We start from the raw sequence: 21883 nt of genomic DNA on the forward strand, positions 1-21883 counted from the left end.
GTCATGGTGTAGCCACCCGATTCCTGCTCTCGTCATTCCGGGGCGCAACGAAGTGGCGAGCTATGATGCGCAATTGCGCATCAGAGAATCCATCGCGCCACCAACTCTGCAGCCTGATGGATTCGGGTCTGCGCCTGTCGGCGCATCCCGGAATGACGGGGTGACTAGTCGCGCGCTTTACTTCGTCAAATGCTTCTTGAAAAACGCCATGCTGCGCGGCCAGGCGATGTCGGCGCTGGTCTTGTCGTAGCTCGCGCGCTCGTCGCAATGGAAGCCGTGCTGGGCACCCGGATAGATGAAGACCTCGACGTCCGGCCGCTTCGCCTTGACGGTCTCGACGTCGCTCAGGGGAATGCCGGCATCCTTCTCGCCGAAATGCAGTTGCGTCGGAACCTTCGGCGTTTCGTCGGCAAAGCGCACGACTGCGCCGCCATAATAGCCGATCGCCGCCTTCAGGCCCGACAGCCGCGTCGCCGCGACGAAGGCGATGCTGCCGCCCAGGCAAAAGCCGATGATGCCGACGGGACCGACATCCTTCACCGCATCGATCGCCGCCTGGGTGTCGCGCAACATCGCGGCCCAATCCGGATTGGCGACGAACTTTCGTGCCTCCGCGATTTCATCGGCTGAATAGCCCGACTGGAAGCCGGGGGCGGTGCGGTCGAAGATCGACGGCGCGATCGCGACATAGCCTTCGCCGGCGAGGCGATCGCAGACCGAGCGGATGTGGTGATTGACGCCAAAAATTTCCTGGATCACCACCACCGCGCCCTTCGGAGCACCGGCAGGATCGGCGCGATAGGCGCCGAGCTGGAATTGGTCGGAAGCCGTCAGCTTGATGTCTTGTCCCACGCCGGTTGTCCTTTTTGTTGTCGAACTGAATATCCAGCTCCATCTCCTCATCCTGAGGAGCGCGCTCTTCGCGCGCGTCTCGAATAGAGGCCCGTGATGCCGACAGCGCGGCCTTCATCCTTCGAGACGCTTGCTTTGCAAGCTCCTCAGGATGAGGAGAGGCCTTGTGCGGCCGCCCTCACTCCCACATCCAGTTCTCGCCGTAATCCTCTTTCCATCCTGCCAGCCGTCCGTGACGGAATTGCAGGAACAGGCGGTGGCGGTAGGGGATCAGTCTGCTGCCGCCGAGGTTGCGAAGAGCGAGGTAGATCTCGTTCCCGGGGCGTCCCCGCACATATTGCAAGGGCTGTCCCAAAACACGCGCGGTCTGCTCGGCATCCATGCCGAACGCCAGTGGCGCGTTGTTCGACAAGGTCGCGACGAAAGGTAGGCGCGGCGGCGTGCCGCCGAACGGCTCCGCTTGCGTCGCGGCTGACGTCGAAAGAAGTGCCGCCATCGCGCCAATGGCCAACATCGCTTGCTTCATCCGCGTTCGTCCTCGTCCCAGCATCCTATCCCGGCAAGTTCTTCAGGAAAGGCACCACGGCGTCAACAAAAGCCTGCGGCTGATCGATGTTGACGGCGTGTCCGGCGGCGGGAATCACGATTTTCTGTGCACCGGGGATTTTAGTCGCCATGTAGTCGGAGGCCGCAAGGAACGGGGTGTCGTCGGCGCCGACCACGATCAGCGACGGCACTTTGATATAGGGCAACAGCTCGATCACGCGCGCATCGCGCTGAGTCAGCATGCCGCGCGCGGCGAGCGCCAATCCGCTGGCATTGCGGTGGCTGGCGGTGGCGCGCTCGCGCGTCGCCGCCTTCAGCACATCGAGGCCTTCGCGATCGAACTTGTCGGCGGTGGCAAGCGCCCGCGCGTTCCAGGCCTCGCGCGCGTCGTCCTTCTTGAAGCCTGGGCCGGTGTCGATGATCAGCAGCGCGCGGGTGGCTTGCGGCTGCGCGCGGTAGAAGGCGAGCGACATGTAACCGCCGAGCGACAGCCCGCCGATGACGGCGCGCTCGACGCCGACCGCATCGAGGATCGCCGCCATGTCACCGACGGCCAGCGCTTCGCTATAGGCCTTGGGATCATCGGGATAATCGGATTGGCCGTGACCGCGCATGTCCCACAGGATCAGCTGGTGATCCTTCGCAAGCGCCTCGACCTGCCCATGCCACATCGCCGAGGTCGAGGAATAGCCGTGGGTAAGCAGCAATGGCGGACCATCGCCGTGAACTTCGTAATAGATCCCGACGCCGTCCCGATCGACCCATGGCATTGCGTCCGCCTTCCTTTATTCTCGCCGCGAAATCAGTGCACCCTCTCCCCTTGTGGGAGAGGGTGGATCGCCGCGCGGCGGCGAGCCGGGTGAGGGGTCTCTCTCCGCGAGTCCGGCTGCTGTTGAATTCGCGGATAGATACCCCTCATCCGGCGCTTCGCGCCACCTTCTCCCACAAGGGGAGAAAATGAACTCCATAGCGCTCCATACAGCTCCATGCAACTCCACTAACCGATTGTTATTGCTGATTTTATCTCTACTGCGCTACAGTGGGCTCCATACTCCTCCACCCCCATCTTGGGGACATTTTGAGGACACCATGGCCCGCCGCACGCGTTCTGCATTTCTGGAAAACCGTACTGCACGCTTGAAGCTCGCGACACGTAAGAAGCCGTACACGGCGCTGATCGCGCCCGGCATCTTTCTCGCATATCGCCGCAATGCTGGTCCCGGCACATGGTCGGTGAAGTGCAATGGCTGGCTGAAGCGTTTCGCCCTCGCAGACGATCACGAGAACGCCAACGGCGAAAGCCTCATGACCTACTGGCAGGCGCTGGAGCGAGCCAAGACCCTGGCGCGTGCGGGTGAGACCAACACCGAACAGCCGATCAGTGTTGCCGAAGCCGTGACCGCATATGAAGCCGATCTCGAAACGCGCGGCGGACGCAAGTACAATGCAACTCAACTCCGTCTGCATCTGACCGACGCCTTAAAGAGCAAGGCGGTCGTCCTCCTGATTGAGCGAGAACTGCGCGACTGGCGCGCCGGTTTGGTGAAAACCGGACTGAAGCCGTCGTCGGCCGATCGCATCGGGCGTTCGCTGAAGGCGGCGCTGGCGCTTGCGGCGCGCAACGACAAGCGCATCACGAATGCATCGGCATGGAAGAACGGTCTGAAGAAACTGCCCGACAGCGAGATCGCTCGCAACGTGATCCTGCCTGATCAGACTGTCACCGCGCTGGTCAACGGATCGTATGATGAGGATCGTGACTTCGGGCTGCTGATGGACGTTCTGGCCGAGACCGGCGCGCGCGAAAGTCAGGTTTTCCGGCTGACCTCCGTTGATTTGCAAGATCACCTGACCGCGCCGCGCTTGATGATGCCGACTAGCCGGAAGGGCAAGAGCCGCAAGATCGAATATCGGCCGTTGCCGATCTCAACGCGACTGGCGAAGGCGCTGCGACAACAGGCAACGGGCCGGGCAACGCATGCGCCCCTGTTCGACAAAGTGTGGAACTTGGCGACGATGTTCCGTCCGGTGGTTGAACGTTTCGGGCTTGGTTCCGAGACGACGCCCTATGCCTTGAGGCATTCATCGATTGTCCGGCAGTTGCTCAAGGGGGTGCCCACCCGCGTGGTTGCCGCTCACCACGACACGTCAGTTGCAATGATCGAAAAGAACTACTCTCGGTTTATCATCGGCGACCCAAGCGACGCGCTGACGCGGGCGACGTTGCTCGATCTCGAAAAACCGTCTAGCTTGGCGCACGCGGCATGAGCTTTATCGGATTGTGAGCGCCCGGCGTCATCACCGCGACTGAGAGCTTTTCGATACTGCGCCGGTTCATTCGGCGCATCACGAAGCGCTGCTCGCTTCAACATGGGCGCACAGCCCCATAGCCACCGACCCAAGATGGGCGGGGCAACCTTCCTTGGTGAGCAGCGATATGACGCATTCCCGGCATAAGTTCCTACCAGCAGCCGTCGTTCAAGTCGGCACCAAGCAAGGCTCCGTCGTCGGCGAGGTGGACGACCAACCATACATGGTCACCGCCGCACGTTGCGTCACGCGCGCGTCATGACATTCAAGGCGTTCACGGAGACGCAATGGAACGCTATTCGAGCAGTCCGCAGAGCGTGGCCCGTGGACATTGACTGGATCAAATTTCGTGCGGAGCTTGAGGCCCAAGGCCAAATCTATTGGATACAGCACAAAAACAGAAAGAAGATCGAGACGCCTTCGGCCATGCGCAAGCGTTTGAAGGCAATTGAGGGACAACTCGGAAAGCTGGAGGCCGCAATCAACTCAGTGCCGTATACGCCCCCAGATCTCACACCGGTCCGGCAGTGGGTGCAGGACTTGTTCTTGCTCTACGCAAGTCTGGAGGCAGCCGACAAATTCGGTTTTGCAGGTCGCAGCAACTATTTCCGCGACATGCTTTGCGAGTGGCTGCTGATTGAATGGGTGAATACGTTGGGCGGAGACCTTTCGTTCTCACGCGATGAATTTCAAACGCCATATGGGCCACTGATAGACTTTCTGTCGATAGTTCTGACAGCGATCCTCGGACGAGCACCAGGCCCGTCCGGCGCGGCCAAAATCATCGAGCAGCATCGGAAGGCCGACGATTAGCATATCCCGCGACTTCCCGTTTCGAAACGCCGAAATATTTTTTGATTTTCCAATGCCGCGCCTCCGCCCCGTCCTCCATCGTGCTCCGAGGTAGCCACATGGACACGGAGGACACAACATGGCTCGCCCCGAAGTAACCGGCCGCAAGCTGACCGATCACGCGGATCACGCCCACGCCTTCGGCGTTCGTGAATTCTGCGCGCGGTACGGCATCAGCTCGCAACTGTTCTATAAGTTGAAGCCGCTGGGACTGATGCCGCAGACGTTCAACGTTGGCACCCGCGTCTTGATCTCGCGTGAGGCTGCCGACGCATGGCGTCGTGCCCGCGAGGCTGCGACGCAGACGGCCAACAGCGCTGCGTAATCGCAGAAAAGGCGGCCTGCCAGCCGCCTTCCCAACAATTAAACATACAGGAACTTCAATGAGCCGTAACAATACACGCGCGTCGGCGTGTTCGCAACAGGACGCCGCGCAAATTCCCGCTGAGTTTCAGCAGCCGCCCGCCCTCGACGAACTGCGTGCACGCAAACTGGTGCAGCGCTTCGCTCTCGCGCCCGAACTCGCGCGCGCCGTTGCCGATCTCGTTTTCGCTGCGGAGGCGCGCGCATGACCCGCCACGCCGAAGGCGAGGACCTTGCCGAGGCCAAGGTCCACGTCACCTACTTCAAAAACCACGCGGCCACGACCTTAACAACCGAAAATCTGACCTTGATGGAATTGCGTGAGCGTGTGCTCAACGCCTCGAACCGCGAGAAAGGCAAGCTGCCCTGGCTGAAGCTGGCGATCTTCGGCAAAAAGCGCTCGGACGAGAACAGCCTGCGTCATGATGCCAACGTCTTGCATATCACCGGTATCGAAGTGGATTACGACGAAGAGAACATCGCCTTTGATGACGCATTAAAGGCGGTCGGCGAGATGGGCATCTCGGCACTGGTCTACACCTCGCCCTCACACAGCCTCGGCGCGCCGCGTTGGCGCATCCTCGCTCCGACCTCGCAGCCGCATCCGCCCGCGATGCGCGCCAAGCTGGTGGCTCGCGTGAATGGCCTCCTCAAAATGAAGCTCGGCGCCGAGAAGATTGCTGCCAGTGAGAGCTTTACGCTCAGTCAGGCTTACTTCTACGGTTGGGTGATGAAAAAGCCGGGCCTCGACCATCGCGCCGAGGTGATCATCGGAGACTTCATCGATCTGCGCGATGACCTTGCTGAATTCGAGCCTTTGGGCGCGAAGACGGCTGACGAAACATCTGCCGGAGAGAGTGATCCGTTTGCCGATTACTCTGACCGTTCCGGCCCCAAGCGCGGCAAAAGTGACGAAGAGTTGCTGGCGCTGCTGAAGCAGAGCCGCGCGACGCCGGGCAAAGGCTGGCGCGAGCCCATGTTGTTGTTCATTGGCAGTACTGTTGGCAAAGGCTGGTCCGACCTCCAGATCAAGTTGGCGTGTGCGCCATACAGTGACGGCGGCATCAATGACCGCGACATCCAAGACTTGATCGACTACACCCGCAAAAAGTTCGGCAAGCCTGAGGCGGACCAACCGGCCGCTGACGCAGCCAGCGACGGTCCGAAGGTTGCGGTCGATCCTGTCGATCTGTGGGGGCAGTTCAAGCCGCCGTCCTTGCCTCGCGGGTTGCTGCCGGATGTCGTGGAGCGCTTTGCGCACGACCAGGGTATGGACATGGGCGCCGATATGTCGGCCATCGCGGTGTCGGCGCTGGCCGTCTGCGCGGGGGCCATTCCCGACAGCGTTCGCCTTCAGGTCAAGCGTCACAACACTGGCTGGTTTGAAGCTGCCCGGCTGTGGGTCGCGCTCGTCGGCCCGCCCAGCTCGAAGAAGAGCCCGATCATGACCGCAGCAGCCCGCCCGCTGCGCAAGATCGACGCCGATCAGGCGCGCGATTATGCCGACCAGCGCGCCGTCTATGACAAGTTGCCGAAGGAGGAAAAGCTCAAGACCAATCCGCCGAAGCAAGTGCGCAGCATTCTTCAGGATACCACGATTGAAGCGGCGCAGGATGTCGCCAAGGACAGCCCTGATGGCCTGCTTTGCTATCAGGATGAGTTGTCCGGTTGGTTCGGTTCGATGGACAAATATTCCGCCGGTCGGGGCTCGGCCAAGGATCGTTCGTTCTGGCTGGAAGCATTTAACGGTAGCACCTATTCGGTGCAGCGCGTCGGACGTGGCTTGGTCTACATCGATAACCTGTCGATCTCACTCATTGGCGGCATCCAGCCGGAGCCCATCCGGCAGATTGCCGACGAAGCCGTGGACGACGGATTGTTGCAGCGCCTGTTGCCCATCATGGTGTCACCCGCCAAGGCTGGCCGGGATGAAGCCGCGTCTCCGGTCGTGGCGGAGTACACCGCGATGATCCGCGATCTGCACTGCCTCGGCAACGCGACCCTCCGCTTTGATGACGGCGCGCAGGCTTATCGACAGGAGCTGGAACTCAAGCACCTGAATTTGCAGTCTCTTGAGTTCGTTCACCGTAAACTTGCTGCCCACATCGGCAAGTACGACGGTATCTTTGCGCGGCTGTGCGTCATCTGGCACTGCACTGAGAATATGGTGGGCTTCGGCGACATTCCCGCCGTGATCAGCGAGGCAACGGCCCGGCGGGTGGGTGCCTTTCTGCACGGCTTCCTGCTGCCGCACGCCATGGCGTTCTACACGACCGTGCTCGGGCTCTCAAACGACCACGATTGCGTTACAGCAGTCGCGGGATACATCCTGTCTCACGACCTCACGGAGATCACCAATCGCGACCTCAAGCGCGGCGACCGTGTGATGCGTCGCCTCTCGCCAGAGGCTGGACTGGCGGTGTTCGAGCAGTTGGAGGCGTTTGGTTGGCTTGAGCGCGCCGCCTCGCGTTTGCGCGGCGCTCCCACGCGCTGGGCGGTCAATCCGGTGGTGCATCAAAAGTTTGCCGAGAGAGCGAAGACCGAAGCCGCTCGCCGGGCAGAAGTTCGCAAGACGATTGCGGACGCTCTTGGTGCGGGAGTGGAGCCGTGAGCGGGCTTGAGCCGCGCGCGGCTCGGCAATCAGGGCTGCACAATGTGTCGCGCCCGCGCGCGCGCACAAGGGACAATGGCGACAACTACTCCGGCGGTGACGCGCCGACCGACCGTAAGGCAACCGAGTTGTCACCAATGTCCCTTGCGTGCGTGAGATATAAATACAAATTCAGCCTCTCTTATCTTCTCGTCCAATTCTCTCTTTGCTCCGCGTGCGCAAGGGACATTGGTGACAGCTTGTCGTGTCGAAACTCAACAACCCTGCGCGCTGCCCCGTCGGCACTGGGCAATCATGACGCCGAGCGCCGTCAGCTTCCCAGAGCTGCCTAAGTGTTTTGTTCTGCCCAATACTGACCATAAGAGAACAGTTAGAGGTAAGTGAGAATGAGTAAGGGACCGGGATGGATACAGCGCAGGCTGCTTTACATCTTCGACAAGGTGCCGGATCGACCGATGAGTACGGCCTTCCTGATCTGCATGGTGTATGGCTGCCAAGACGAATGTCTCGACGACGTGACCCAATGGGTGTACCCCGACGCCGAGCGGGTGGCTCTGACGCGTGCGCTGCGCGGTCTCGCCAACACCGGCAAGATCAGGAGCTTCGGCCGCCGCTTCCATGACAAGCAGGCGCGTTGGGGAGGGCTGGCTTGCTCTGATCCGCCCCTCAGCATTCTGTCCAATCGTCTTCTCGGGCAAACAATCCGCGTCTCGCCGACGACCGTTCAGACGGCGCGGAAGCAGATTGCTGATCAAGGATCAATGCCATGAAGCTCGGAAGCCGTAGGTTTTTTGCGGGCGGGTCCTTCCTGACCACCCGCCAATGCGGGTCGCGCCCGCGCCCTGGGGGTGGCTAGGCCCAGCTTTTTCTAAGGGGGTTACAAAAGGTGTCCACGATCTCTGAGGTCTGCAAATGGTGCGGCATCAGCAGGCCGACGTTCCACCGCGCGCTCAATCGCGGTGTGGTCGGCAAGAAGCCGCGTGGTCAGTACGACCTTCAGGAGGTTGCGCGAGCGCTCATAAAGGACGGTCAGGCGATGAAAGGTGGTCACGGGGACTATGCGTCAAAACTCGCGTTGTCCGAGGCCCGCGCGGCGCTTGCCCGCGAGCAGGCGATTGCGGTGGGAATGAAGAATGCCGTTATGCGACGCGAATACGCCTCTTTGGCGCTCGTCCAGCGGCAAGTAGAGATCATGTTTGCCGCGTTCCGTGAGCGCATCTTGTCCATCCCTGGCAAGCTCGCAGCAGTCTGCGAGATGCGTTCCCGTGACGAGGTCGAGCTGGTTCTGCGTGACGAATGCTGGGATGCACTGGACGAGCTGAGCAGACCGATCATTCCCATGGAGGGGGAGGCAATGTCGCTGACGCAACGGCACCGTTGCCGTCAGTTGTGAAAAAGAGGTGAGCCGATGTTCGACCGCAATCGTATGATCGAGATGCACTTGCAGATGCTTGCGGAACTGGGTTGGGAGCCGCCATCCGGTGACGTAATCGATCAGATCGCCGAGGGCGGCGTGCTGACCATCCAGCAGGCCGCGACCATTTGCGAGACCACCGGCCAGACGATCTACCGCTGGAATGAGGACGCGACCAGCAAGGGACAGCCACTGGGCAAAAAGGGCGTGACGTGGTTGATCGGTCGGGCACGCCTGCTCGACTACATCGAGAAGCATCAAGGCGGCTTGCCCGCGCGTGTGAAGGCCGAGAACCGGCTGCGGGAATTTTGGCCGATCTGGTCGCGAGCTCCCGAAGCAGCGTAAAGGAGCGTGCGACCGACCTGGTCTAAGCGCGTGGCGAACGGTGCACGAAGGAGACCGCAAAATATTTTCGTTCCGCCGTTTCGGTGGTAAGGTGACCGCTGTGGGATAGCGGGCGTATGGCTAATAGCCGCTGGTGCGATCTAATGAGCACTCTAGACCTGCCAGAGACGCATTACACCCGAAGTGGCGAGTTGAACATTGCCTACCAGGTTATGGGTGACGGGCCGGTCGATCTGATTTTAGTCCCCGGGATGATTACTCATGTGGAATTCCTACATGAACTCCCGGGCTATACCGATTTTCTGCGGCGCCTTGCTGCTTTCGCGCGGGTCATTACCTTCGACAAGAGCGGCCAAGGTTTATCGGATCGATATCTCGGCATGCCGTCGTTCGAGCAGCGCGTGGACGACGTGCGAGCCGTTATGGAGGCGGTCGGATCGACGCGCGCAATCCTGCTGGGTTGCTCTGAGGGTGGGCCAATCAGCATTGTGTTTGCAGCGACTTTTCCCGAACGAGTGTCACATCTAGTTCTTTTCGGTAGCTTTGCGCGATTTAGCAGCGCTCAGGGCTACCCATTCAGGCCCTCAGCAGATGAGATAGTGGCCCGCGTAGACGACCTTTGGGCAGGGGGCTGGGGAACTGGCGTAACCGTCCGGCACTTCCTTCCAAGCTATGCGAGTAATACAGATGTCGTCCAACAGTACGCTAAGCTAGAGCGTTTGGCTTTTAGCCCTGGCGCTCTCAAGATGGCGGCTCGCTACAACATTGAGATCGACGTGCGGACCATTCTTCCCGCCATTCGCGTGCCAACGCTCGTACTGCACCGTCAGGCCGACGTCATGTCAATCGACAACGGAAAGTTCTTGGCGTCACACATTCCGGGTGCGAAATTCGTGGCATATGCGGATTGCAGCGATCATCTGATTTTTCCGGGCGACCAGTTGCGTCTGTGCGGGGATATTGAGGAGTTCGTTACCGGTCATCGAGAGGCGACCGCGCCAGATTTCGACCGCGTGCTGGCAACGGTCCTGTTTGCCGATATCGTCGGCTCGACGCGGCAGGCGGCTGAAATGGGCGATCAGGCGTGGCGTCGGATGCTCGACGAACACGACAAGACAGCGCAGCGGATCGTGATACAGCATCGGGGAAATCTGGTTAAAACGACCGGCGATGGAATTCTCGCTACCTTCGACGGACCAGGACGAGCGATCCGTTGCGCTCTGGCATTCGAGGCCGCAACAAGACGCTTGGGCTTGCCTGTGCGGGCAGGCCTTCATACTGGCGAAATCGAATTGCGCAATGGCGATATTGGCGGCATCGCAGTCCATGCCGCCGCCCGTGTGATGGCTGAAGCTGGGTCCAACGAAGTTCTTGTGTCCCGGGTGGTCACCGATCTTGTCGCAGGGGCCGGGCTGAAGTTCTCCGACCGTGGGACCCACACGCTAAAGGGCTTGCCCGGAGCTTGGGACCTCTTCGCGGCAAGCGTCTAAACAGTCGGCCCACCGCGCGCAGACACTCAAAAAGGCCGAAATGTGGCGCGCGCCACAACATCCTGCACCGAATGTGGACGCCTCCACGCGCCGTGGCTCGGCAAATCACTGCCTGCGCCATAGTCTAGCTGCATGAAAAATCCGTTCAGAAAAACACCCATGCAGAACCTCGAAACCACCATCGCCTCGCTGATGAAGCGCGACGAACAGCTCGCTGCCAAGCGCGCCGTCGCGCAGGACACTTTGGACAAGGCGATCAGTGCGCGACAGCAGGAACTTCTGGCAGGCGACCTCGACGATCAGCACGCCCTCGACAAATTGCAGGGCGCGGTGGACACGGCAGCATCCACGCTGGCGGGCATCGATGATGCGCTTGCCGCACTCGCGGAACAGAAGGCCGAAGCCGAACGCCAGCTCGCCGCCGAACGTGAGCGCGGTGCCCGTGCCGCTGCGGCGGACAAGCTGCACAAACAGGTTGCCGCCATCGAGGCGGCACTGCCGGGGTATCTGGAGCAGTCGCGTGTTCTCGCCGATGCTCTTTCCGAGATCGGCCATTGGCATTTCGAGAGCGGCCAGATGGCGAGCTTCGTTCAGAACACCATGGGCCAAGTCGAGATGGCCGCCAACTTCTCCTTTGCGGAACTGAAGGCTATGCCGGACGCCGTCCGTGAAGGCCGCCAAGCGATCCCAGGAGAACCCGCGCCTATGCCGGTCGCCGTGGCTGAGCCGGAGCCTCCGATTATGACGGTCTTCATGATGCGTACCGCGAAGTACCGCGACAGTGATGGTCGTAGTCGGGGCGCAGGTCAGTGGCAAGATGTGACCATGCCGATGGCAACGGCACAGCTCGCATTGGACAAAGGCATTGCGGTTCCGCTGACTGATCGTCGCCGCGCTGAGCTGCGCGGGACGCGCGGCGGCGACTTCAATTTTCAAGCGCCCGATGTCATCGATCTCGACACCGTCGAGGAGCCCAAGAACGCGCCGCACATCGGTCCTGTGTTGCTCGCGGCCAATTTCACTCCGCTGCCCACGGCGGAACCGCGCACCATCCTGATCGACGTCCCCCGCTCATGAAAGCAGCACCGCCGGGCTGGCAGCCCCACCAAATTACGCACCGAGTTGACGGCTGGGTCGTTGATCCGGATAACGCAGGCCGCATTCCCGTGGGTGTCGCGAAGCTGATCGCCCGCGCCATGCCGAAATTGCGCGGCCACTCGGTGGGTGAGGTTCGTGCACGTATGCTCGCCCGGCAGCGCATGCGCCACGAGCTTTCGAAGCTCACAAATGAATAGCCCCTCCCGGTGGTGCGGAGAGGCGCCGCGCTCGTTTTTGTGCGGCGTCTGTTGGTGGAAGGCGGCCAGCTCATCCGGTCCGATGAGCTGGTCGCAGGAGAGTAACAAATGAATGATAAGAACGCAGGCTTTGACGACGAACACGACGAATACGATCACCTGCTCGCCGAGCTTGGCCGGACCGAGGAGGAGGACGAGCGGATTGCAATCCATGAAGCCGGTCACGCCGTGGCCGCGCGCTTGCTAGGCAAACCGCTCGGCGGAGCGACAATCAATCCTGACCCGCACGGGAACTTTGGCGGGATGGTGTGGGGTCCGGGTCACAGCGTTGCCTTCGGCAGTGATGACGATGATGGTGCGGTGCCGGAGCTGTGCAACAAGCTACAGGAATTGATGCCGCAGGATGGTCATGCTCGCAGCGATGCGGCCGATGTCTACTTGCACGCACTCGACCGTTGCGTTGAACTGGCCGCTGCATCAGTCGCAGAGCGCATGCTTCTGCCAGGCGAGCCTGTGCCGTCCGTTAGTGACGTTTCGCAAGCGGTCGCGTTTGCGTCATTGGTCTGCAAGTCGGCGGAGGCGGTCGAGCGGTTTCTCGCGTTCGCCGAGCAGCAGGCCCGTGATCTGCTCGCGCCTCATGTGCCGATCATCATGGCCTTGAGCATCGTGCTGAAAATTCGCCGTAGCCTCACCGGCGCCGAGATCGACGACGTGATCGCAACGACGGTCGCGGGTCTACAGTTGGCTGAAGAGCAGGCCCGGCGCCGCGAGTGGCGCAACGCCGAGCTGGCCGCCGAGCGCTTTCGAGCCGAGTGTAATCACACCAATGTCGTAGCCCTTGCCACATTCTGAACCAGATCGGATGTGGTAATCGGGCGACATCAATGATCGGAAGGCACGGCGGATGTACCCAGCCCGATGATCGTAAAGGCCCCGACGTGGAATGCGTCGGGGCCTTTTACCTTCGTACTCGTTGACCTCAGATGGCGTCCTCTTGCACACCAAGCGGAGATCGAACTTGGCGAGCCCGGCCACATCCGAGCTTCATAATGAGTTTGCTTCTCACTGGCTATTTCGCGGCCTGTTTGCTCGGGTCGTCGGCCGGGTTGGCGTAGGTGATAGCGAATGGCCCCGGCCCGGCGATCTGCACCACGGTCTCTTCCGTGGTCCACGCATAGTGGTTCATGCCTGTTGGCATCTCGGCAAAAGCTCCGGCCTTGAGGGACTGCCCCTTGTCCATATCGAGCTTGTCGCCGAGGCCGACGCGGAAGTCACCGGAGATCACCGTCACGAACTCGTCGGTGGGATGGTGATGGGCCGGGACTTTGTAGTTGGCTGGCATCTTTAAGCGCATCGTGAACAGCCCCTCCTTGCTGGGGTCACCAGCTACGACGGCGAGCTGCGCGCCGGGTGGGATAGTTGGGGGAGCGGGACCCCACTTAACGTCTTCCACATTGACCGGAGGCTTCATTTGCATCTCGGCGGCATGCAGCGCCGCCTTCGGCAGGATTTGTGCTGCTGCTATGACAGCAAGGCCAGAAGCAACAGCAAGTGGCACGATTGCTCGCTTCATTTCCTTTCCTTCCTTTGGTTTACTTCTCTCTTCACTCCTCACAAGTTAGGGGGCGAGCATACCGCATACCCTCCCGCAACCCCTCAGATACGGGGGCTTATTTCTGTTCGACGGCGCCGTGACGATGCGGAGACCGGCATTATTTTGCCTTTCGGTCTTGCACCCATCTTAACATGCCCGTCGTTCACGCCAAGCGCGATCGCTTCACCATCGAGCACAAACTGCTTCTGCCTGGTGCGGCCTAGGCTGGCCGCCGCTGATGAGCAACGAAAGCCATAAACGTTGCATGCTATGTGATGGGACCGTTCCCAACCGCCTAGAGACTTGTGTCCTGCACCTCGCAGCGAAGGTTCAATAACGACGACAACTCTACTAAGGTCAGTGCAGCAGCTTCTTTGGTCGAGCCGGTCCAGTGCGGTATGTGCCCAAGGTGTTAGCCGACCTTGATCCAAATCAAAGAAATCAAGTCCGTCGCGAACACCAGCGAATGCGCCAAGGGCAGATCGCCTCAATGGGTGGTCTCCCCGTACAGCTTGCGAGGTCGCTTTCTGACGGACCTTGCGCGCCGCCTCGACCATCCAGGGATAGCGGCTGGCCCAATTGTAGCCGCCGCGCGTGATCAGGCGCACGCGCTCGTCCTCGCGCTCAAGGCGGAGGCGATAACCATCGTACTTCACTTCGTGCAGCCAGTCGGGGCCGTCTGGGACAGTTGTGCTTTTTGCGGCAGGCAAAACTCAAATGAACATCCGGGAAAATAGGCATTCTCGACTGGTCTGGGAGTGGAACCTGCAGGGTCGCCGCCTTGACCTTGGTTCATGTCGAGGAGCTTGAGCGGCAGTCGGGGTAAACCTCGGCTTGCCAAACGAAAAGCGGAAGTCTCCCCCTGGGCGTGATCGGCGAGTTTGTGACCCACAGCAGACGTACTGTGCCAATTCCTTTGGCCGTTTTCGGCAGTTCCAGAATGCTTAATTAAGTAGTAATGTAGGCTCGGGCAAAGAATGGAGCGTGCATGCGACGGCGCGACTTCATGGTGGGCTTGGGAGCGGCGGCTGGCAGCTTTTTGCCGTACGCAATCCAGGCAGAGCAGTCCAGTCGAGTATATCGCTTGGGCGTCCTCTCTGCTGCGCAAAGGCCCGCGCCTCATATCGCCGCCATCTTCGACGAGTTGCAAAGGTCAGGCTTTGTTGAAGGGCAGAACCTCAGGATTGACAGCGGCCGTGGTGTCCAAGGCGACCTGTCGCCTGAAAATCTGGTGGCGATGCGCGAGTTCGAGCCCGATGTCATTCTCACTTCAGCCGATCGCTGGTCGCGCCCGCTTCATGATGCACTGCCCAACGTTCCCCTTGTCTGTCTCTCGGCAGACTTGCTTCGGTCTGGCTTGCTGAACTCGCTGGCTCGCCCCGAAAGCAACCTCACCGGTGTGAGTTTCTTCGGACCGGAGCTCGATGGCAAGCGCCAGGAAATTCTGCTGGAGGCGGTCCCGGGGGCTCGCCGGATAGCAATCGTAGAAGGCGGAAACGCCACTCCGCCCGACCAAATCAAGCAGCTCCAAAAAGCGGCCCATGCGCGCGGCGTAGAGTCTTCCGTGTTTCATATCCACGCCCCGGGCGACATCGTGCCCCTGACCGATCAGATCAAAGCGTCCGGGGCAATAGCGATCAACGTTCTGGCGTCGAATTTTACTTTTTCCAACCGCCGAGTACTCTTCGAGCGGTGCACCGAGCTTAGGCTTCCTGCAATCTACGAATGGCCTGAAATGGCGGAAGAAGGCGGCCTGTTGGCATATGGGGCTCGTTTATCTGGCATCTTCCGCCAGCTGGCGCGGATGGTGGTCAAAATATTTCGGGGCATCAAACCTACTGAGATCCCTGTCGAGCAACCGACGCAGTTCGACCTTGTCATTAACTTGAGAACCGCGAAAGCGATTGATCTCGAGATACCGGCTGGGCTTGTCTTACGCGCTGACAAATTGATTGAGTGATCTCGTCTATTGTGCCATCTGCGACCCTCGGAGACCATCCGCTCTTCGGCCGATCTTGGCGGTAACCGGTCATCCACGGCTACTTCTTCAACAGCAGCCTTATCGTTCGCGCCATTCGCCTCACTGATCCTGCGTGACGGCCCAGCTCGGCTGCAATCTTCGATACGCCAGCGCCGACCCGTGCAAGCCTGAACAATTGCTGGACCTCGCGATCCGTCCATTGTTTTGGCTTTGGTGTTTTCATGGTGCGCTGGTCAAAACCTGCCGACCACTTAAATCAGTGCGCTTGATTGCCAACACTTGGGAAATTTACGGGTGCCCTCGGTTCGCGGGCCTCAACATCTGATGATGCGGTCGAAGGGAGCGGCCCCAAGCCGAACAACGCTTCCACACACAGTTATGTCTGTTGTTAGGGTGACATCGGACGCGTCCGACGCATGTCCCGGATCGTTCTTTAACTGATTAGAAACTATAGAAAATGATCCGAAAATTCTAGCGAAACTACTTGGTAGCCTCTGCGTCGGTTTGTCGGAGGGCAGAACTCATGACAGAGGGCCAACTCAAAGAACAAGAAATCAAGATCGCGCGCTACAGAGTACTAGAGCAAGAGGTCACTGATCCGTTTGCAGCGTGTCTGCTTCACGCCGTGGTCGCAGAACTAGAAGCAGACTTGCAAAAGGAACGGCATATAGATGAGAGCAATTGTCGAATTGGCACGCCTTCGTAGGTTCTGGCGGCACTTGCTGATCCGCGACGATCCGACCGGCGAGTTCGGGCCGGGGAATGCCGCGTGGCGACTTGCATCGGGGTATCGATGGCGGCGATCGACCGCTCCGGCACGTTGATGCCTCAATTCGTTAGCTGCAGGACGCCGTTATCGATGCCATTGCTCCTCGCGCTCACGGTGCACTGATTTCGTGGACCCAAAGCGTGCCGGTCGGCAATCGCGCCACCGTCGAACGGCTGACACGGTTCGATGAAGCCGGAGGGACGCCGCCGCTGGATCATGGCTGGAGGATAGAGCTGCGCGCGACGCGCATTCAATCTGCGAGAAAGTGCCTGTGCGTTAACCCTCAACCTGCGGCGGTGTGATATTGCTCCGGCGGAGGCAACACCAATGGCCAAAAAGACACCTAAATTCGATCCCGACGACGACCTGATCATCGGCGAGGTCGGGTCGTGGGCGATTGAAAAGCACGAGCGGCTGCGAAAATATATTCAGGCGTCACACGGCGCACGCGCGCGGTTCTTGCGACCGCAGGGCACGGGCGGCGCGAGCTACATCGAATTGTATTCGGGCGCGGGCCGATCGCTGATCAGCGGCACAAATCAGATCATCGACGGCAGCGCAGTGGTAGCGTTCAAGGCTGGTCAAGCGAGCGGTCGTCCGTTCTCCGCAATGCACCTGTCCGATCTGGAGGAGCAGAACTCAGCCGCGCTCGCGCAGCGCATCACGGCGCTGGGCGGATCGGCGACAAGCTATGTCGGCGATGCAAGTGTCGTGGTCGATCAGGTCATGAGCGCGATCAATCCGCACGGCCTTCACCTTGCGTTCCTTGATCCGTTCAATCTGGCGCAACTGCCGTTTGCGATCATAGAGCGAATGTTGCGGGTGAAGCGGATGGACATGATTATCCACGTCAGCGTGCAGGATTTGCAGCGCAATCTCGATATCCACTCGCGCGTCGGTCGATCGCTCGACATCTTTGCGCCGGGATGGCGCGATGTCGTGGACGTGAACCAAGCGACGGCTGCCCTGCGGGCCGCGTTCATCGACTATTGGCTCGGGATGATCCGGTCGCTGGGGTCGAACCCCGCGACGGGCATCCCGCTGATCGTCGGCGAGAAGAACCAGCGGCTCTACTGGCTGGTGTTCCTGAGTTCAAATCCGCTCGGACAGAAGCTGTGGAATGACGTACAAAATTTGAGCGGACAAGGATCGCTTTTTTAAGGGGACAGAGATGGCTGACACCTCGATCGAATGGACCGACGCGACGTGGAACCCGGTCGCGGGCTGCACCGTCATCTCGCCCGGCTGCACGAACTGCTACGCCATGCGGATGGCGGCGCGGCTCGATGCGATGGGAATGAAGAAATATCGCGGCCTTACACGCAAGAGCGGCAAACGCACGGTCTGGACGGGCAAGGTCAGGCTCGATCACGCCGCGCTCTGCATCCCGGCAAGCTGGAAGAAGGCGCGCCGGATTTTCGTGAACTCGATGTCGGACCTGTTTCACGAAGCCGTGCCAGCCGAGTTCGTCGCGGCGGTCTGGCGCGCGATGCAAGCAACGCCGCAGCACACCTATCAGATTTTGACGAAGCGACCGGATCGGATGGCGGACATCACCGCTTCGCTTCCCGTGCTACCGAACGTGTGGCTCGGGACCAGCGTCGAGAGCGCCGACTATCTCGGGCGCATTGACGATCTGCGCAAGGTCGATGCTGCCGTCAGGTTTGTTTCGTTCGAGCCATTGCTCGGGTCGGTGGCTCGCGCCGATCTGACCGGCATCCATTGGGCCATCGTCGGCGGTGAGAGCGGCCCGCGTTCGCGACCGATGGCTGAGCAGTGGGTCGCGGAGATTGAAGCCGCGTGCCGCAAGGCGAGGACGGCGTTTTTCTTCAAGCAGTGGGGCGGCGTTCGCAAGAAGAGTACCGGCAGGCACTATCGCGGGCGCACGTTCGATGAGATGCCGCGCGCCGCCGCGATGTCCTGAGCCGCGAGGGCAGACCGATGGTATCGAGATTATTTCTAATTGCTTGTTTGTTGCCGGTCCTGCTCGTTGGCCTAAGTGCTTGCGGCGAGAAGGAGCTGGCGTCAAAGCATTCTTCGGAAGCCGAAAACCAGATGAAGGCCGATGCTGACCTAATGCGCGACATAAATCGCGCCACCGCAGAACTCGAACGACGCCTCACCGAGGGGGTTCGCGCGCAGGATGGAGTAGTCATCATCCGCGATCCGATCATCGGCAAATTCTTTTCGTTTGTGCTTTCATCGAACAGCCCGTGGGTTCTGTCCTGCGGCGCGGGAGTATCGGTTGTGTTCGGCACGTCGGTGAGTGGCCAAGAAGGCAGTGCAGGCAACGACGTTGAGATAAGACTTGCCTACAACACCGTTGACGAGAAGGACTGTGCCGTTCTGGGGCGGAGGCTCGGCAAGCGTCTCAATGCCATCTTCCGAGAAGCTGCTTCCGCTCAATGATCCTACGCGAACAGGTCCGCTCCGGCTTGCGTGAATTTCATGCGCGGGGGCGCGCTTGATCGAAGGTTCGGCGCGGTGCCGCCAGTCTGTTCGCCGGGGTTTGACCCGGGATAGAAGCCGCACAGCCATTGCCATGGGTCTTGATCGCTCGGGTGGCCCACGCGGCGCACGATGGTGCCGACATGGACATCGCCGAAATAAACGTGCCAGCAATCTTGGCGTTCCGGGTATAAGCGGCGGGTGATCTTGGGCATCACGCATTGAAAGCGCAGCAGCCCCGGCATCGGCAAGCCGCTACAGATTGCGGTCGATGGCGTGTCGGACACAACGGAGGCTGAGAAACGCGGGGATAAACCGTGATGGTCTGTTGCCAGCGGTCTGCGCTTTCCTCTTTGTCGGCCCTGACGAGGGCGCCATGCCCTTTTGCCAAAAAGATATTTGCAATGAACCTTGATCGCTTGCTGAACGAAATCATCCCATATCGGATGCAGGCCATTGATACGCTCATTTTGGCCACGCGCTTGGCGGCGAGATGGCCGCATCCGCCGCCTCTGGAAATCCACGTAGATGGCAAGTTGCAGGTCGAGGGCAACCTGTACGCCTTCACCAATCCAGCCATCGAGGTCGGCTTAGTTCATTGTCGCGCGCTCCTGGAGTTTCTTGGGCTGACCGCAAACAAAAGCGACCGCATTGTGAACATCAAGGGACGCCGACCCAGCGACATAGGCATTGAGCATTTTTCAAACGCGAGCGGCCATCATCTGTCGATGGTCACTCCCGACACCGCTCTCGGTCGCTATGATGGGGGCAAGGAGGAAGCCGAGAAGGCGCTGCTCGCGGTGTTTCAGATTACGAACAAAGGCATTGCTCACGTCACACAGGATATTAGGGACAATCCAGATCACGGCAGGCTGATTGAAATCGCAAGCCGTGGCGTCCCGTCGCTGGTCGTCAGCTATCTGTACATACCGCTTGGTTTGCCCACTCCAGACTACAAACTCACCCACCGGAAGCGTGAGAACTACGAGGACAAGGCTTAACCAGCTGATGGCATCACCGGGTCAACCCGGCTCTCGGCGAAAGATGTGGCTGCGAGGTTCGACATGGGGCTGCGGCTGTGGTGTTGGAACATATCCGCGCCGCCGACTTCGCCGCGAAGGTCGTCGCCGACCCGGCGAATGCGAACAAGTCCGCGCGCGATCTTGCCAAAGCGACACGCATGTCAGCCAACGATCAGTGCGGCACGCCAAAAGGCAAGGTGATAAGAATTTATCACCTGATGCCCGCGTCACTGGCGCTGACGGCAAAAGCTACCCTGCGCACAACAACTGCGTCAAAAGACGCAGTGGAAACGTCATTGCGCGGCAGCCTAAATGACCGTAGAGCCGTCACCGAGTTCTCCAATTACGGCTGAAGGGCTGGCTGTTCGTTTTCGCCGACGACGCGGCAAGGGACCCACTGGTAGCTGCGGTGCAGGTCTTAGATTGGAAGGCCCTTTTTGGAATTCGGGTGGGAGTGGAGCCGAAAAGGGGACATTCTTGAGCCACAGATATACGCGCAGCGCGAGCCATGTATCTTCGAGGGCTCCGTGCTGTCCGCTTGCTCGCGCGATGCCCATTCTGTGACAAACTGCGCCTAGAGAAGCGCTTCCCGGAAGGCCACGCTGCCGAAACGCGGTCATGGTGCAGAATGTTTCATTTGCAAACGGCGATCTGCCGGTGCGCTCCATTTCTCTGTTATAAAAAGCCAGATCAAATTCGGCGTTGTGCGCCACCAAAAGGTCCGAAGAATTGAAGAACTTCTGAATAGTTTCGGCGTGGACATCAAATGTGTCCTGATGCCGTAGCACCCAGTCCGAATAACCGTGGACGGCTTCGGCTTTCGGGTGGCTCTTTCTCCCGGGATCAAAGATCAAATGCATGAACTCGGCTTCTATCCGGGTTGCGCATGTCTCCGGGTTCAGCAGCTTGATCGCAGCGAGCGTGATGATCCGGTCGCTGGTGTTTAGGCCCGTAGTTTCGACATCAAAAAAAGTCACACATTTTGGAGTGACTGGCGGAGTTATTTTCAGGTCAGAAGCCGGGAGAGACCACGCGTGCCAAGCTGGAACAGCGGGGCGCTCGGGCTGGCTCCGCTTGGGCACGGAGATCGGAGGAGCCTTTGTCTCCAACAAGGGCGATGGCTGTGGCGATGCGCACTCTGCCGTACCAACGCATGAGGACGCGGGCGGAGCGGATGTTGACGGCGACCGAGCGGTGCTTGGAGGCGCTTCTATTTTCGTCGGAGGGGTCGAAGGGCTCGCTGTCGCATGCCCGCGTGGGGGCGTGAGCGGGTCGGACTTTGAGGGCTTTCCCTCGGCATGGTCCAGCGAGGACTGCCGTTTGAGTGCGATAAGGATCAGAAAGATGATGCACGATACAGTAGCGCCAAAGGCAAGCGCTATTAATCCTTCCATGGTTCAACCCCGCCCCGTTGTCTGAGACCAATTTTGGTCGGCATACTCCCGCGCTTGCAACCGAAAAGTGAGCATTTTGGGCGCAAAAAGGAAATCGGGTGTGATCTTGTTCACATCTTGGACCCCAAGATAAATGGGTAGTCTCGAACTGATGGTGCAGATCAACTCGAACAACGAGGTTGGATCATGCCCGCCATATTCGACCTCCTGTACCGCGAATACTGCCGCGCTTGCCTCGCCGAAATGCGGAAACAACTTCTGATCTCGCCTGAGAGGCATGAAGTCCCAGAAGCGATTTGCGATGCAAAGGATGCTGCCGGTGGGACCGCTCCTATCGCACCTGAGCTCGATGATGCGCGGACGACGCTTTGCGATTGATCATGCATCGTCAGGGATGCACCGTAGTGCGCCTCTATGCGATCGTGCGTGTCGTGATACGCTCGACGCTCGCACGCGCTATCCCCGGTCCCTGCAAAAGCCCACGCGCAGGAAACCCTGTGGGAGGGACACTATTGGGACACCGGTTTCGGTTTTCCTTGCTCTCTCAATAGGTTACATAGAGCCTCACTCTCCCACAAGGGGAGAAGGGGCGTTCGC

The 21883-nt window shown here is 59.9% G+C and carries 25 protein-coding genes; 18 read left to right on the top strand and 7 right to left on the bottom strand.

Annotated features, from left to right (window positions below):
- Positions 1 to 177: 177 nt before the first annotated feature.
- The 3 genes from AB8Z38_RS24515 to AB8Z38_RS24525 all read right to left on the bottom strand — a co-directional run bounded on the left by AB8Z38_RS24515 (position 178) and on the right by AB8Z38_RS24525 (position 2168).
- Entirely contained in the window at positions 178 to 852 is a 675-nt protein-coding gene (locus tag AB8Z38_RS24515; RefSeq protein ID WP_369720329.1) for a dienelactone hydrolase family protein, read from the bottom strand.
- Positions 853 to 1030: 178 nt separating this feature from the next.
- A complete protein-coding gene (locus tag AB8Z38_RS24520) occupies positions 1031 to 1378 on the bottom strand; it encodes a hypothetical protein (protein ID WP_369720330.1) in 348 nt (115 codons plus the stop codon).
- A gap of 25 nt (positions 1379 to 1403) precedes the next feature.
- Entirely contained in the window at positions 1404 to 2168 is a 765-nt protein-coding gene (locus tag AB8Z38_RS24525; protein WP_369720331.1) for an alpha/beta fold hydrolase, read from the bottom strand.
- A 319-nt stretch (positions 2169 to 2487) separates the two neighbouring features.
- Between AB8Z38_RS24525 and AB8Z38_RS24530 the strand changes: the two genes are divergently transcribed.
- The 12 genes from AB8Z38_RS24530 to AB8Z38_RS24585 all read left to right on the top strand — a co-directional run bounded on the left by AB8Z38_RS24530 (position 2488) and on the right by AB8Z38_RS24585 (position 12930).
- A complete protein-coding gene (locus AB8Z38_RS24530; protein ID WP_369720332.1) occupies positions 2488 to 3666 on the top strand; it encodes a site-specific integrase in 1179 nt (392 codons plus the stop codon).
- A gap of 366 nt (positions 3667 to 4032) precedes the next feature.
- Positions 4033 to 4521, top strand: coding sequence for a hypothetical protein (locus tag AB8Z38_RS24535; protein WP_369720333.1), 489 nt, complete (start codon positions 4033 to 4035; stop codon positions 4519 to 4521).
- Positions 4522 to 4639: 118 nt separating this feature from the next.
- Entirely contained in the window at positions 4640 to 4885 is a 246-nt protein-coding gene (locus AB8Z38_RS24540) for a hypothetical protein (protein ID WP_369720334.1), read from the top strand.
- Positions 4886 to 4943: 58 nt separating this feature from the next.
- Positions 4944 to 5132: a hypothetical protein gene (locus tag AB8Z38_RS24545; RefSeq protein ID WP_369720335.1), complete on the top strand. Its 189-nt coding sequence runs from the start codon at positions 4944 to 4946 to the stop codon at positions 5130 to 5132.
- Positions 5129 to 7534: a DUF3987 domain-containing protein gene (locus tag AB8Z38_RS24550; RefSeq protein ID WP_369720336.1), complete on the top strand. Its 2406-nt coding sequence runs from the start codon at positions 5129 to 5131 to the stop codon at positions 7532 to 7534. The genes AB8Z38_RS24545 and AB8Z38_RS24550 overlap by 4 nt, the downstream gene beginning before the upstream one ends.
- A gap of 386 nt (positions 7535 to 7920) precedes the next feature.
- Entirely contained in the window at positions 7921 to 8304 is a 384-nt protein-coding gene (locus AB8Z38_RS24555) for a hypothetical protein (protein WP_369720337.1), read from the top strand.
- Positions 8305 to 8420: 116 nt separating this feature from the next.
- The gene (locus tag AB8Z38_RS24560) at positions 8421 to 8927 is read left to right on the top strand and encodes a hypothetical protein (RefSeq protein ID WP_369720338.1); all 507 of its coding nucleotides are present in this window, start codon (positions 8421 to 8423) and stop codon (positions 8925 to 8927) included.
- 15 nt (positions 8928 to 8942) lie between these two features.
- On the top strand, positions 8943 to 9293 hold the full coding sequence (locus AB8Z38_RS24565) for a hypothetical protein (protein ID WP_369720339.1): 351 nt from the start codon (positions 8943 to 8945) through the stop codon (positions 9291 to 9293).
- 191 nt (positions 9294 to 9484) lie between these two features.
- Positions 9485 to 10783: an alpha/beta fold hydrolase gene (locus AB8Z38_RS24570; protein WP_369720340.1), complete on the top strand. Its 1299-nt coding sequence runs from the start codon at positions 9485 to 9487 to the stop codon at positions 10781 to 10783.
- Between the two features lie 159 nt (positions 10784 to 10942).
- On the top strand, positions 10943 to 11860 hold the full coding sequence (locus AB8Z38_RS24575; RefSeq protein ID WP_369720341.1) for a hypothetical protein: 918 nt from the start codon (positions 10943 to 10945) through the stop codon (positions 11858 to 11860).
- A complete protein-coding gene (locus AB8Z38_RS24580) occupies positions 11857 to 12078 on the top strand; it encodes a hypothetical protein (RefSeq protein WP_369720342.1) in 222 nt (73 codons plus the stop codon). The genes AB8Z38_RS24575 and AB8Z38_RS24580 overlap by 4 nt, the downstream gene beginning before the upstream one ends.
- A gap of 108 nt (positions 12079 to 12186) precedes the next feature.
- A complete protein-coding gene (locus tag AB8Z38_RS24585) occupies positions 12187 to 12930 on the top strand; it encodes a hypothetical protein (protein ID WP_369720343.1) in 744 nt (247 codons plus the stop codon).
- 217 nt (positions 12931 to 13147) lie between these two features.
- Here the strand turns inward: AB8Z38_RS24585 and AB8Z38_RS24590 are convergent, their stop codons facing one another.
- Together AB8Z38_RS24590 and AB8Z38_RS24595 are read right to left on the bottom strand one after the other, a co-directional pair.
- Complete coding sequence (locus AB8Z38_RS24590; protein ID WP_369720344.1) at positions 13148 to 13651, bottom strand: cupin domain-containing protein; 504 nt, start codon at positions 13649 to 13651, stop codon at positions 13148 to 13150.
- Between the two features lie 83 nt (positions 13652 to 13734).
- Entirely contained in the window at positions 13735 to 14328 is a 594-nt protein-coding gene (locus AB8Z38_RS24595) for a hypothetical protein (protein ID WP_369720345.1), read from the bottom strand.
- A 332-nt stretch (positions 14329 to 14660) separates the two neighbouring features.
- Between AB8Z38_RS24595 and AB8Z38_RS24600 the strand changes: the two genes are divergently transcribed.
- The 4 genes from AB8Z38_RS24600 (at position 14661) to AB8Z38_RS24615 (ending at position 18831) form a co-directional block, all read left to right on the top strand.
- Complete coding sequence (locus tag AB8Z38_RS24600; RefSeq protein WP_369720346.1) at positions 14661 to 15632, top strand: ABC transporter substrate-binding protein; 972 nt, start codon at positions 14661 to 14663, stop codon at positions 15630 to 15632.
- 1117 nt (positions 15633 to 16749) lie between these two features.
- Complete coding sequence (gene tcmP / locus AB8Z38_RS24605; protein ID WP_369720347.1) at positions 16750 to 17583, top strand: three-Cys-motif partner protein TcmP; 834 nt, start codon at positions 16750 to 16752, stop codon at positions 17581 to 17583.
- A 10-nt stretch (positions 17584 to 17593) separates the two neighbouring features.
- Positions 17594 to 18346 carry a DUF5131 family protein gene (locus AB8Z38_RS24610; protein WP_369720348.1) on the top strand — a complete coding sequence of 251 codons (753 nt, stop codon included), beginning with the start codon at positions 17594 to 17596 and terminating at the stop codon, positions 18344 to 18346.
- 50 nt (positions 18347 to 18396) lie between these two features.
- Positions 18397 to 18831: a hypothetical protein gene (locus tag AB8Z38_RS24615; protein WP_369720349.1), complete on the top strand. Its 435-nt coding sequence runs from the start codon at positions 18397 to 18399 to the stop codon at positions 18829 to 18831.
- A gap of 2 nt (positions 18832 to 18833) precedes the next feature.
- Here AB8Z38_RS24615 and AB8Z38_RS24620 read toward each other — a convergent pair whose 3' ends face one another.
- Positions 18834 to 19115: a hypothetical protein gene (locus AB8Z38_RS24620; RefSeq protein WP_369720350.1), complete on the bottom strand. Its 282-nt coding sequence runs from the start codon at positions 19113 to 19115 to the stop codon at positions 18834 to 18836.
- A gap of 159 nt (positions 19116 to 19274) precedes the next feature.
- On the opposite strand from AB8Z38_RS24620, the gene AB8Z38_RS24625 reads away from it, so the two are divergent.
- Together AB8Z38_RS24625 and AB8Z38_RS24630 are read left to right on the top strand one after the other, a co-directional pair.
- A complete protein-coding gene (locus tag AB8Z38_RS24625; protein ID WP_369720351.1) occupies positions 19275 to 19871 on the top strand; it encodes a hypothetical protein in 597 nt (198 codons plus the stop codon).
- An 80-nt stretch (positions 19872 to 19951) separates the two neighbouring features.
- Positions 19952 to 20245 (top strand): hypothetical protein, encoded by a 294-nt coding sequence (locus tag AB8Z38_RS24630; RefSeq protein ID WP_369720352.1) that lies wholly within the window; start codon positions 19952 to 19954, stop codon positions 20243 to 20245.
- Here the strand turns inward: AB8Z38_RS24630 and AB8Z38_RS24635 are convergent.
- Entirely contained in the window at positions 20201 to 20869 is a 669-nt protein-coding gene (locus AB8Z38_RS24635) for an exonuclease domain-containing protein (RefSeq protein WP_369720353.1), read from the bottom strand. The genes AB8Z38_RS24630 and AB8Z38_RS24635 overlap by 45 nt on opposite strands.
- Between the last annotated feature and the right edge of the window lie 1014 nt (positions 20870 to 21883).

The organism is Bradyrhizobium sp. LLZ17 (genome assembly GCF_041200145.1).
Taxonomy (GTDB): domain Bacteria; phylum Pseudomonadota; class Alphaproteobacteria; order Rhizobiales; family Xanthobacteraceae; genus Bradyrhizobium.